A 12,461-nucleotide genomic window follows, 5' to 3' on the forward strand; every position below is an offset into this window, starting at 1 on the left:
CGATCCGTGATGGCGCGCCGGCCGCGGGGCCAGGCGCTTGACCTCACTGGTCGCAGTTGCAGTTGTTGTAGGTCTCGCCCCAGGTCTTGTAAGGCCGCGGCAGGTGCGGGTAGACGATGCCGGGGCGCTGCGGGCTGTAGGCCGGGTAGCTGTACTTGGGCTTGCTGAAGCCCGGCGGCAGCGCGCCGTTCATGCGCTCGCCGGCTTCCACGGCCGTGCCGCCGGCCAGGCCCTTCCAGGCCAGGTCGCCCAGCTTCTTCTGGATGTCGGCCACCATCTCGGCGGGCAGGCCGGGCACGAAGTCATAGGCCATCTGCAGGTGCCAGATCTTCCAGACGCCGTTCTCCTTGACGAAGTCGCCGCCGTACTTCTCCCAGAACATCACCGGGTTCAGCTTGACCTTGCCGTCCACCACCGTGGGCATGATGCCGATGCCCGGCGAATACCAGGCGCCTTGAGCGGTCTGCCCGTCATCGGCGATCTCGATGATGGGCGTGGTGCTGGTGTGCATCACCCACTCGGCCCCGGCGCCGAAGAAGGCCTCGGTGTCCTTCACGCTGGGGTCGATCGCCGACAGCGCCTTGCGCGCGGCTTCGGCGTCCTTGCGGCTGCCCTGGCCGTAGGCACCGCGGATGGTCTCGATGCCGTTCATCACCCAGGCCGGGCTGGCGAAGGCGGCGGTCTTCGCGAACTTGCCATCGCGTGCCACCCAGAAGCTGTCCACCTCCTCCAGGTTCAGGCCGGCGGCGTGCATGTACTCGTGGCGGCTCATCAGGTTCTGCACCGCCCAGGTGGCGGCGGCGCGCTCGCCATCGCTGATCGTCGCCTTGGCCCTGGCGCCATCCTGTGCGGCGCGCTGGGCCATCAACGGCGCCATCTTCTTGTCGAAGGCCTTCATTTCGGCCAACGTGAGCTGGCCGTCGTGGTTGGTGTCGATGCCGTCCGGCGCGGGCGTCTTGGACATCTTCTCCACGGTGACGCAGCCGCGCTCGTCCTTCAGCCCTTCATAGCTGGAGATCGGTGCACCGGCGCGCAGCCATTCCTCGCGTGTGGCGCAGCCGTCGCGGTTGCGGTCCACCGCGCGGAAGAAGGGGCGTACGTCCATGCCGCGGCCGCTGTCCTGGGGGGCGGGCTGAGCTTGGGCGACGGGGGTGGCCAGGGTAGCGGCCACGCTGGTGGCGATCAGCAGCGCCAGGCGCTGCATGGTGAATCGTTGGGGCACTTCTGCGGTCTCCATGCGGGGGGAAGGCCACGCTGCACAAGCACTGCCCGCGTGGCATGCCGCCAGCTTAGAAAGCGCCGCCCGCCACGCCAACGGGATTGGCCATGAGCACTTTTTTGTGCCCTGCCGGCCCGGGCCGTGGTGCGGCCGCTCAGCTCCGCCGGGCCGCCCCAAGGAGCTGAGAGCCCCCTCGGGGGGGCAGGAGCGCAGCGACGTGGGGGCAAACGCCTCAGTCGGCTGATTCGTCGGCCGATGGCCCGGCCGCACCGGGGTGGCGGCGGTCGTAGTCATCGCGCGCTGCGCGCACCGCGGCGCTGGTGTGCTCGGCCCAGCGCACCAGCGCCGAGAAGTGGGCGTAGGCCTGCTCGCCCAAGGCGGTGAGCTGATACGTCACGCGTGGCGGCACATCGGCGGTGGTCTGGCGCAGCACCAGGCCGTCGCGCTCCAGCGTGCGCAGCTTGAGCGTCAGCACGCGCTGCGAGATGTCCTGCTCGGCCGACACCAGGCCGATCAGCCGGCGCAGCTCGGCATGGCGCAGCATGCCGCCGCTGAGCAGGTGCATCACCAGCGAGCTCCAGCGGTCGCCCAGCAGGGCTGGCACGGTGCGAACCGGGTCGTCGCGGCGGTTGCCGTAGCGCGCCATGTTGGCCAGCAGGTCGGCCAGGTTGCGCAGATGCCGGGCATGGGCCTCGGCCGGGCGGTCGCATCCGATCACGGCCTGCACGGCGCTGAGGTCGGGCGTTTCGGGGGTCGGATCCATGGCGGAGGCGGGCATTGGCATGGCGGGCGCAAGGCCGCCATTGTCGGGCCGCTAGACCAGCACGGCGCCGGTCTGCCATCACGGCGCACCGGCCTCCACTTCCAGCACACCGCCGCCGGCCAGCGTGTGGCGGCCCGGCGGCAGCGCAGCGCCCTGCACGCGGGCACGGATGCTCACGCCGCGCGGCGCGTCCAGCTGGGCCAGCGTCATCGGGCCGGCCAGCAGCACGCGCGAATCGGCGGTGGCCGTCCATCGGCTGGCGGCGTCCAGGCTCAGCGCCACATCGTGCACGCGGCCGCGCAGCTGTGTGGCTTCCAGCGCCACGTTCAGGCGGCGTTCGGCGTCCAGGTTCAGCAGGTTGCCGTTGAGCCGGGCGCGGCGCAGCACGGCGCGGCTGCCCGGCGCGGTGGTGCCGTTGAGCGGGGTGCGGTGGCTGTCGTCGTTGACCACGGCCAGCAGCAGGTCGCCGTTCTTCGCCTCCAGCCGCGTGCCGTCGAGCACGATGTCGGCATTGGCGCTCTTGACCACGATGGCGGCGTTGGTTGACGTCAGCCTGCCGCCGGTCAGCCGCAGCGTGGCCATCTCGTCGGGCCGGCCCATCACGTTGTGGATCATCACCGTGTTGCCGCCCGACCGGCTGCTCACGCGGTTGAGTGCCAGGCTGGCCTGGCCGGCGATCACGCCGCCGAAGGTGGGCACATCGAGCGTGGAGTCGTTGATGACCACCGCGGCGCCGTTGTCGGCATAGGTGCCGTAGCCGCTGCGGCGCACCAGCACCTGGCAGCGGTCGACCTGCAGTGTGGCGCCGCGCGCGGCGTCGGTGGACAGCGCGCCCCAGCCATCGGCCACGATGCGCGAGTCTTCGTAAAAGGCCTTGGCGCTGCCCAAGACCAGCGTGGTGCGCGCCGTGCCGGTGATGCCCAGCGGCGTGGGCGGCTCCATCATGCCGGGGCCGATGCGGCGCACATAGCCGCTGGGCAGCGGCCCGCCCTCGGCCACCAGGGTGCTGCGCTGCACGCGCAGCGTGGACTCGCCCGTGGCGGTGACGGCCGCGGCCACCACGCCGCGCGTGGTGATGCGCGCGTCGCGCAAGGTGAGCGTGCTGCCGTCCTTGACCAGCACGCCGGCGGCCACGCCGTCGAAATCGCTCTTGCCCCGGCCCAGCACCTCCACCTTCAGGCGTTCGGCCTGCAGCTTGGAGCGGCCGGCCACGATCAGGCCGCCCTGCCCGTCTTCGGTGACGCGCAGCGTGCGGCCGGCGGGCAGTGTGCTGGCGTCGTTGAGCACCAGTGCAGCGCGCAGCGTGACCGGCTCGGACGGCGGTGGCGGCGGCATGCCTTGTGGCGCGCCTGGGGGCTGGCCCGGCACGGCGCCCAGCGGCTGCCCGTTGGGCATCGGCGGCCCGCCTGCCGGCTGGGCCAGTGCGGCACCGCCGACCAGCAGCACGGCCGTGGCCAGCGTCTGAAGCCGCAGCGATGGGGTGATGAGGCGCGCGGTCATCAACGGCCCTCCCCCGGCGTGAGTTCGATGCGGCCCTGGTAGCGGCCCGGCCGGATCGGCGTGGATTGACCGTCCACCGTCATGCGCAGCGTGCGTCCGGCGCTGGCCTGCAGCGTGGCGCCCGGGCCGATCTCCAGCGCCGTGAGGTGCGCGGGGCCGGTCACTGTCCAACTGCTGCGCTGCAGGCGCACGATGACGCCGTTGTTCACCGCCGGGGCGGGCGTGTTGGTCACGCGGCCCAGCCACAGGTAGTCCGCCGCGGTGATGGGACTCTTCAGGTGCTTGGCTGTGGCGGCCGTGACCACGCCGGTCAGCGTGCTGTCGGTCAGCGTCAGCACCAGGTTGGCGCCGCTGGGCTTGGGCGGCTCCTTGCTGGGGCCGTCGGGGCCGAAGCCGCCGCCGATCTGGCGCGCGCGGATGGCGTTGAAGAAGTCGCCGGTGAGCGTGGACTTGATGAAGCGCAGGCGCATGTCGGTGTCGTGCTCGGCCGCCAGGTCAAATCCGGGCAACTTGGCCACCGGCCCGGTGGGCTCCTGCCACACGCCGGTGTTGGCCATCAGGCCGCTGGCATCCATCACCGGGCCGGGGTCGTCGTTGTCGATGGCCTGCAGGATCACGCCGTTGGCGGGCTTCAGTTGCGCGCCGGCTGAGCCGTCCATGTCCACCGTGAGCGTGGCGCCCTTGTTCAGGAACGTGGCCTCGCCGGTCTCGAGGCGCGTGGCATCGGTGATCTTCACCGTGGCATCGCCCCAGCTCATCACCGCATGGCGCCCGGCCTGGATCACCGTCTGAGCCACCGGAATGGCCGCCAGATCGGCGGGTGAGAAGCCCAGCTTCAGCGTGTCGTTGAGTTTCGCCAGCACCTCGGGCCGGCTGGCGCCGAACTCCGCATGGCCACCGGTGATGATGATGCCGTGCGTGGGCACGTCCATCACCGCGCCCAGGAAACGATTGGTGGAGTTGCCGATGGCATACGAGCCATAGCCGCTCTCACCCTTGAGCATGATGCGGCTGTTGATGGCGTTGAGGTGCGCGTTCTGGCTCGCGTCCACACTCAGCACGCCCCAGCCATCGGCCATCAGCGTACTGTTCAGGTAGGTGGCCACCGTGCCCTCGCCCAGGAGGTTGGTGGCGCGGTTGTTGCCGCGGATGCCCAGCATCCACGGCGCGTCCTTCATCTCGCCCGGCGTGACGTTGCTGACGTAGCCGGCCGGCAGCGTGCCGCCGAGTGCCTGCACCTCGCTGTTCTTCACCAGCAGATGGCTGCCGCCGGCCGCCACCACGGCGGTGCGCACGGCGCCATGGGTGCGAATGCGCGCGCCATCCACCACCAGGCGGGTGGTGGCACCATCGCTCATCAGGCCGGCGCCGTAGCCGGCGAAGTCATTGCCGCCATTGCCCTGGGCGTCAAGCTGCAGCCCCTGCACCGTGTGGCTGCCGCCCGCAGCCAGCAGGCCGTTGAAGTTGTCGCCCGCCGAGCGGATGCGCGCGCCGGTGAGCACGCCGTTGCGCCACACCGGCTGGCCGGCTGCGGCCAGCACCGACTTGGCGGCGTTCAGCCCGCCCTCGTCCAGCAGCACGGCCTGGCGGAACGGGTGCGTGGCCAGCGGCGAGAACACCACGTCGTGCGCGGCGGTCACGCTCAGCATCAGATCACCCTGGTAGCGGCCGGGGCGCGCGGTGGTCTCCACGCCATCCACGCTCAGCGTCAGGCGCTGGCCGGCGGGTGCGGCCAGGGCGGCGCCGGGCGCCAGCGTGAGGCTTTGCAGCCGCGTGGCGCGGTCCACGATCCAGGCTTCGCCCGCGCCCAGGCGCGGGTTCAGGCGCGCGGCGGCAATGGCCTCGGGCGGCACCGGGCCGGGCATCTGGGCCAGCGCCGGGCCGGCCAGCGCCAGCAGCAGCGCACGGGTAGCAATGGAAATGGGCGGCTTCATGGAAGTTTGCACAGTCAAGCGGCGTTAAGCCGGGCTGAAAACGGCAACGCCCTGGCGCGCCAGAGCGTTGCGATGGAAATCAGTGGAGGTACAGCTCAGAACTTGGTGCTGGCCACCACGCCGAACGTGCGCGGCGCGCCCACCATCGTGGAGCCCACGAAGTTGGCCACCTTGGGCACGTAGTTGCTCAGGTTCTTCACGTAGACGTTCAGGCCCCACTTGTCGTCGGCGCTGCGGTAGCTGGCCGAGACGTCGGCCTGGGCGTAGGCCGGCTGCAGGGTGTTGGCGTTCTCGGTGATCGAGATGTACTGCTTGCCGGTGTGGCGCAGGTCGGCGCGCAGTGTCAGCGCAGCGCCGCTGGCCAGCTCCATCGGGTACTCGTAGCCGGCCTTCATCGACAGCCGCGGCGCATGCGGCAGCGGGTTGCCCTGCAGCGAGTACTGCGTGCCGTCGGGGTTGGTCTGGCGCAGGTCACCCAGTTTGGCGTCCAGCCAGGTGAACGAGCCGCGCAGCCGGCCGGCATGGGCCGGCAGCAGGTACTGCACTTCGGCCTCCACGCCGCTCATGGTCTGCTGCGGCACGTTCAGGAATTTGGCGAACAGCGTGCCGGTGTTCAGGATGGCGAAGTCGATGGCCTGGTAGTTCTTGTAGTCGTAGCGGAAGACCGCGCCATTGAGCTGCAGCCGGTTGTCCAGCCAGCGGCTCTTCAGGCCCAGCTCCAGCGAGCGCAGCTTCTCGGCCTCGAACGTGCCACTGTTGCCGGGCAGCGTGTTGAAGCCACCGGGCCGGTAGGCGGTGGACAACGTCAGGTAGGTCATGGCCTGCGGCGCCAGGTCATGTTCCAGGCCCAGCTTGCCGTCGGTGCTGGTCCAGTCGCCCACCGAGCCGTCGATGGCGGTCTTGTGGTCCTTGGTGTGGCGCAGGCCGCCCACGATGCGCGTGGCCGCGCCCAGCGGCACGCTGACCTGGCCGAACGCGGCCTTGGACGTGGTGGTGTCACGCGTGTTGTTGCTACCCGCGCAAGCCGAGGCGCCCAGCAGGCACTCTTGCGCGTTGAGCATGTCGTACCAGTAGGCGCCGGCCACCCACTGCACGGCTGAGGCCACCGGCGAGGCCAGACGCACCTCGCCGCTCTTCTGGCGCGCGGTCTTGGGGTCGGCGTTGTACTGCTCCTCCGAGCCCGGCGGGCGCGAGGCGTCGTAGCGGCGGTAGACGATGCCCGAGGCGTCCTGCCAGGCCGGCAGCACGGTCAGCGTGCCGAAGCCCAGGTTCCAGTCGAGCTGGGCCCACAGCTTGGTGGCGTCGTAGTCCTGGTAACCCACCTTCTCCAGGCCCGGCGTGGTGGGGTTCACCGCGGCAGTCAGGCGCGTGTCGGCGTTGTCCCAGTTGGCCTGCGGGATGAAGCCCGGGCCCTTGCCGCCCAGGTGCACGCGCTCGGCCCCGGCCACCAGCCGCAGGTCGGCGCTGGGCTTGTACAGCAGCTTGACGCGCGCGCCCGTGGCCTTGGCATCGTTGAAGCCGTCGCTCAGGTAGCCGTCGCGGCTGATGGCCGCGCCCGAGAAGCGCAGCGCCAGCGTGTCGGAGATCGGCAGGTTGAAGCCCAGCTCGCCGCGCATCAGGCTGTGGCTGCCGACCTCCAGCGAGGCATTGCCCTCGTGCTTGCCCAGCACCGGATCGCGCGTGACGTAGTTGATGGCGCCGGCCGCCGCATTGCGCCCGTACAGCGTGCCCTGCGGGCCGCGCAGCACCTCCACGCGTGCCAGGTCGAAGAAGCCCAGCGTGCTCATCTCGGCGCGGAAGTTGTAGACGCCGTCGTAATTGGTGGACACGGCCGACTCACCCATGCCCGGCGGCAGGTCGGAGCCGATGCCGCGCATGGCGATCACGTTGCCGCGCGCGGCGCCCTGCACCTCCACGTTGGACACGTTCTTCAGGATCTCGCTGCCCGACGACAAGCCCTGCTCGGTGATCTCGGCGCCGCTGACGGCCTGCATGGCGATGGCCGTCTTCTGGATGTTGGCGGCGCGCCGCTCGGCCGTGACGGTGACGGTCTGCAACTGACCGCTCTTTTTCTCGGCCTTGGCGCTGGCCTCGTTGGCCGCATCGGTGTCGGGCGTGGCCTGGGCCCAGGCGGGCGTGGCCAGCAGCGGCAGCAGTGCGGTGAGGGCGGCACTGGCGGCAGCGGCCAGCGGGGAGAGGGTGAAACGTGGGGTCATGGTGCGTCGTGTCTCCGGATGTTGTGGGGGCTGTGTGGCGCAGGTCCGGCAACGTCCGGGGGGGGCTGCGCGCGGCGCCTTTGCCGGCCGGCGCGGGTGGGCGCCAGCATGAACGCGATGTTCGGCAGGGGCCGCCACGGCGTCAGCCGGGTTGGCACGGTGATTTGCGTTAAAGCTGGTTAAGTTCAGCGGTGAGCGGCAGCACCAGCGTCATCACCAGGCCGCCGCCGTCGCGGTTGGTGGCCGTCAGCTCACCGCCATGGGCCTGCACCGCGCGGCGCGCGATGGCCAGGCCCAGGCCGAAGCCCTGGCCCGGCGGCACGCCCGGCGCGGCCTCGTCACCGCGCACGAAGGGCTCGAACACGCGCTGCAGCGCCGCCGGCGGCAGACCCGGACCGCGATCGGCCACACACACGCGCAGCGCGGGGTGGGCGCCGTGGGGCTGCAGCTCGGCGCTCACCGCCACGCGGCTGCCCGGTGCGGTGAAGCGCACGGCATTGCGCAGCAGGTTGTCAAAGGCGCGCAGTAGCAGCTCGCCATGGCCGGTGGTCAGCACCGGCTGCTGCGGGCCGGCGAAGTCCAGCTCGCGCCCCTGGATGCGGGCCTCGAAGCGGGCATCGTCGGCCACCGAGGCCAGCAGCGCCACCACGTCGATCTCGCACGGCCGGCCCAGCGGCGTGCCCGACTCCAGGCGCGCCAGGGTCAGCACCTCGCCCACCAACTGGTCCAGGCGCTCCACCTCGCGGTCGATGCGGCGCAGCGCGGTCTGGCCAGCCGCGTCGGTTCGTTGCAGGCCATCGCGCTGCAACAGCGCGCTGGCCACCTGCAGCCGGGCCAGCGGCGAGCGCAGCTCATGCGACACATCGTGCAGCAGGCGGCGCTGGGCGCCCAGCAGGTCCTGCAGGCGTTGGGCCATGCGGTCGTAGTCGCGCGCCAGCTCGGCAAACTCGTCGCGTTGCCGCCCCAGGCGCGGCGCCACGCGCAGCGCCAGCTGGCCCGCGGCCGCGGCGCCAAAGGCCTGGCGCAACAGGCGGATCGGCCGCGACAGCGACCAGGCCAGCAGCGCACTGATCAGCGCCGCCATCAGGCCACCGGTGAGCATGGGCATCAGCACCGACTGCGACACCCGCGGCGGCGTGGGCGGCAGGTCGATCAGCGCCGGAAACAGCCGCGCGAACACGTTGATGCCCAGGCCGGTGAGCAGCGCCGTGAACCAGCAGGCCGCAAACACCTTCCAGAAAAGTCCGCCGGGCTGGCGTGACATGGACGCGTCTAATGAAGGTTTCGCACCAGCTGGTAGCCCATGCCACGGATGCCGCGGATGCGCGGTGTGCCGTCGGGCAGGCTGCCCAGCTTGTGGCGGATGGCGCAGATGTGCACGTCGATGCTGCGGTCGAAGCGGCTGATCTCGCGGCCCATGGCGCGGCGCGACAGCTGGTCCTTGGACACGATCTGGCCGATCTCGCTGGCCAGCACCTCCAGCAGCTTGAACTCGGTCGGCGTGAGCACCAGCGGCTGGCCGCCCCACTCGGCGCGGCCCTGCTCGGGCCACATCACCAGGGCGCCGGCGCGAACCACGGTCTGCGGTGTCAGCTGCGGCAGCGCGGGCTGTGTGCGGCGCAGGATGGAGCGCACGCGCGCCGTCAGCTCGCGCGGGCTGCAGGGCTTGGCCACGTAATCGTCGGCGCCCAGTTCCAGACCGGTGATGCGGTCGGCATCGTCGCCCCGTGCGGTGAGCATCAGCACCGGCAACGCGCCGCGCTGGTGAACGTGCTCGGCATCGCGTTGACGCTCACGCTGGCGGATGCGGCGCAGCACCTCTTCACCATCCACGCGCGGCAACATCGAATCGAGCACCACCAGGGCATAGTCGCCCTCGTGGCAGGCGCGCGCGCCGCTCCAGCCGTCGTGCACGGCGTCGACCTCGAATCCTTCCTGGCTGAGGTACTCGCCGAGCATCTGTGTCAGCTCGACGTCGTCGTCCACGATCAGGAGTCGGGTCATGCTGGCCTCTGCCTGCTCAGCGGCCCTTGCGCAGCACGGCCACCGCCAGCGCCACCAGGCCCAGGGCCAGCAGCACCTGTCCCTCGATGCCCACGGCCAGCGCGCGCGTGCCGACCAGTTGCTTCTCCAGGCCCACGATCAGGATCGGGTTGATGAACATGCCGAAGAACAGGCACGACTGGAAGGCGCCGGTGCCCATGCCGCGGCGCGACACCGGCAGCACGCGCATGGTCCAGGTCACCATGGTGGGCAACAGGATGCCGGCGCCCAGGCCGTTGACGAAGCCGGCGGTGGTGAGCGCCACGTAGCCGGATGCGCCCTTCATCAGCCAGAAGCCCAGGCCGGCCAGCAGACAGCCGAGTGTGAGCTGCCAGGCCACCACCACCCGCTGCGCCAGCACCCAGCCGAACAGCAGCGTGCCGGTGATCACGCCCAGGCTGTTGATGCCGTAGGCCATGCCGATCTGTGCCGGGCTTTGCACGCCGATGGCGCCATGCAGGTAGCCGAAGTGCACCGGCACCGTGAGGAACATGATGCCCAGCAGCACGGCCAGTGCGCAGATCAGGCCCAGCAGGCGCGGACGGAAGGCCTGCGTGTCCTCGCGTAGCTGCTCGGCGCTCATCGTGGCGCGGGTCTGCGGCTCCCACAGAAAGATCGCCATCAGCGGCGCCAGCAGCAGGCTGATGGCGAACACCGCATAGGGCGCGCGCCAGCCCTGCTCGGCAATCATGCCGCCCACGGTGTTCATCAGGAATGCCGAGGTGGCCGACACCGTGGTCTGCAGCGACATGAAACGCTCGCGCCGCGCGCCGTCGTAGTAGTCACCGATCATGGTGGTGCTGACCGTCATCAGCACCGCCTCCATCACGCCCAGCGCAAAGCGGCTGGCGATGATGGCGGTGAGCGAATCCAGATAGAGCGGCGCCGTGCCCACCACGGCGTAGAAGAACGTGGCGCCCACCAGCAGGCGCTTGCGCCCCACGCGGTCGGCCAGTTCGCCGACGAAGACGCTCAGGCCCGCCATCATCAGCATCGGCGCGGTCATCGTCAGCGGCACCAGGAAGTCGGCACCCGGCACGTCCTTGAAGTGCGCCTGCATGGCCGGCAGGCTGGGGCCCAGGATGGCCGTGACCAGCACCGTGAGGCTGGCGGTGACCAGCAGGATGAAGGCCTGGATCAGGCGTGGCTCGCGCAGCGACGGGGGCGCGCGATCGGCCGCGCTGCCTGGCCGGGACAGCGTGGCATGGCTGGCGGTGCTGGTCATGGGTTGTCTCCTCGACATGGGTGTCGTTGTGGGTGTTGTGCGTCCAGTGTCGTCTGCGGTCTGGCCGGTGCTCAGTCGCTCGCGTTGCGGACTTTCCCTGGGAGCGACGCTGCCGACACGAGCGGGCGGTAGAACTCCACCTGCGGTCGCTCGGCCAGGTGGTCCTGCAGCAGTTCGCGCCAGCGTTGGTGCGCCAGCGATCGGGCGAAGCCCAGCGTGCGGTCGTCCACCGCGCGCCACTCGATCAGCAGCGCATACAGCTGCTCGCGCTCGACCGATCGGCGCAGCTCGTGCGACAGGTAGCCGGCCAGGCCGGGCAGCAGGCGCTGGGCCTTGTCGAACGCCTGCTCGAAGGCCGCCTCGTGGCCCGGCTGCACGGCGAAGGTGGCCACTTCCAGGATCATGGTGCCGTCATGGTGCGGTGCGCCCGGAATCAGCCGCGCGGCCAGTGCGCCAGCGGCAGGCCGGCCACCGGTGAGCGAAAGCTGGGCAGCGTGCTGCCGGCCAGGCTGCCCAGGTACACGGTGCGCAGATCGGGCCCGCCGAAGGCGATGCTGGCCATCATCGGCGCCAGCGTGCCGCGGCAGGCGGCCATCAGCTCGGGCGTGGTGGTGCCGGCCTGGTAGTGGCGCTCGTATTCGGCCAGGGCCTCGGGCTTGCCGTCGTCCAGCAGCGTCAGCACCTCGCCGTCGGGCGTCAGCGCGATCAGGCGCTCGGTGAGCACCAGCGTGATCCACAGGTTGCCGATGCTGTCGATGGCAAACCCATCCGGGAAGCCGCCCAGGTCGGCCGGGCCGTAGACCTCGCGGTCGGTCAGCGAGCCGTCGGGCTGCACGCGCAGGCGCGAGATGCGGCGCGCATTGGTCTCGGCCACGTAGAGCCATTCTTCGTTGGCATCCAGCCGGGCCTCGTTGGTGCCCACGAAGCCCTCGGCCACGATGCGGATGCCGTGCTCATCGATCAGGCCCACATAGCCGTCGGCAGTCTTCTCGTTGATCGAGCGGTTCCAGGGCACGACGCGTGTGGTCACCGTGAACCAGATGCGGCCCTTGGAATCGGTGAGCACGAAGTTGGTCTTGCCCAGCGGCTGGCCGTCCAGCTGGTTGAACAGCGTGCGCGACTGCCCGTCGCGGGTCATCAGCTCGATGGCGTCGGTGCCGAAGTTGGCGATCAGGATGTCGCCATCGGCGTTGAAGGCGATGCCATTGGGCAGGCTGCCGCCCAGGATCAGCGATTGCGCGTCGAGCGTGCGGTCACTGCCTTCGGCCTGCTGGCGGATCAGCTGCTGCGTGCCATCGGGCGCGATGCGCATCACGCCGCGGGCGTCGGCCGTCCACAGCGTGCCATCGGGTTCGGCCAGGATGCATTCGGGCCGCTGCAGGCCGCTGCCGCGATGGACGATTTGCGCGCGGTCCACCTGCCAGCCCCGCAGCGGGTTGTCGTTGAGGCTCATGTCGGATTGGGATTGAGAGTGCGGCGATGCTAGGCAGCGCCTCCGGCAACGGGAAATCGAATCTGGCGATGCGCGGCATCGCGAACTCCCATATGCGGGGCAACCCCA

General features: G+C 70.5%; 10 protein-coding genes. All 10 read right to left on the bottom strand.

The window, feature by feature from the left end; all coding sequences use genetic code 11:
* Nucleotides 1-43 precede the first annotated feature (43 nt).
* Entirely contained in the window at nucleotides 44-1,222 is a 1,179-nt protein-coding gene (locus AACH10_RS21450) for a nuclear transport factor 2 family protein (RefSeq protein WP_341412559.1), read from the bottom strand.
* A 229-nt stretch (nucleotides 1,223-1,451) separates the two neighbouring features.
* Complete coding sequence (locus tag AACH10_RS21455; RefSeq protein ID WP_341412561.1) at nucleotides 1,452-1,982, bottom strand: winged helix-turn-helix transcriptional regulator; 531 nt, start codon at nucleotides 1,980-1,982, stop codon at nucleotides 1,452-1,454.
* Nucleotides 1,983-2,060: 78 nt separating this feature from the next.
* Nucleotides 2,061-3,482 carry a hypothetical protein gene (locus AACH10_RS21460; protein WP_341412562.1) on the bottom strand — a complete coding sequence of 474 codons (1,422 nt, stop codon included), beginning with the start codon at nucleotides 3,480-3,482 and terminating at the stop codon, nucleotides 2,061-2,063.
* Entirely contained in the window at nucleotides 3,482-5,416 is a 1,935-nt protein-coding gene (locus AACH10_RS21465) for a hypothetical protein (RefSeq protein WP_341412564.1), read from the bottom strand. The genes AACH10_RS21460 and AACH10_RS21465 overlap by 1 nt, the downstream gene beginning before the upstream one ends.
* Before the next feature lie 95 nt (nucleotides 5,417-5,511).
* Nucleotides 5,512-7,632: a TonB-dependent receptor gene (locus AACH10_RS21470; RefSeq protein WP_341412565.1), complete on the bottom strand. Its 2,121-nt coding sequence runs from the start codon at nucleotides 7,630-7,632 to the stop codon at nucleotides 5,512-5,514.
* A gap of 169 nt (nucleotides 7,633-7,801) precedes the next feature.
* The gene (locus AACH10_RS21475) at nucleotides 7,802-8,896 is read right to left on the bottom strand and encodes a sensor histidine kinase (protein WP_341412566.1); all 1,095 of its coding nucleotides are present in this window, start codon (nucleotides 8,894-8,896) and stop codon (nucleotides 7,802-7,804) included.
* An 8-nt stretch (nucleotides 8,897-8,904) separates the two neighbouring features.
* On the bottom strand, nucleotides 8,905-9,636 hold the full coding sequence (locus tag AACH10_RS21480; RefSeq protein WP_341412567.1) for a response regulator transcription factor: 732 nt from the start codon (nucleotides 9,634-9,636) through the stop codon (nucleotides 8,905-8,907).
* A 16-nt stretch (nucleotides 9,637-9,652) separates the two neighbouring features.
* Entirely contained in the window at nucleotides 9,653-10,900 is a 1,248-nt protein-coding gene (locus tag AACH10_RS21485; protein WP_341412568.1) for an MFS transporter, read from the bottom strand.
* A gap of 71 nt (nucleotides 10,901-10,971) precedes the next feature.
* Complete coding sequence (locus AACH10_RS21490) at nucleotides 10,972-11,304, bottom strand: antibiotic biosynthesis monooxygenase family protein (RefSeq protein WP_341412569.1); 333 nt, start codon at nucleotides 11,302-11,304, stop codon at nucleotides 10,972-10,974.
* A 29-nt stretch (nucleotides 11,305-11,333) separates the two neighbouring features.
* Nucleotides 11,334-12,353, bottom strand: a complete 1,020-nt coding sequence (locus AACH10_RS21495; RefSeq protein WP_341412570.1) for an SMP-30/gluconolactonase/LRE family protein — start codon at nucleotides 12,351-12,353, stop codon at nucleotides 11,334-11,336.
* Nucleotides 12,354-12,461: the final 108 nt, after the last annotated feature.

It is taken from the genome of Pseudaquabacterium inlustre (genome assembly GCF_038066595.1).
GTDB lineage: Bacteria > Pseudomonadota > Gammaproteobacteria > Burkholderiales > Burkholderiaceae_C > Pseudaquabacterium > Pseudaquabacterium inlustre.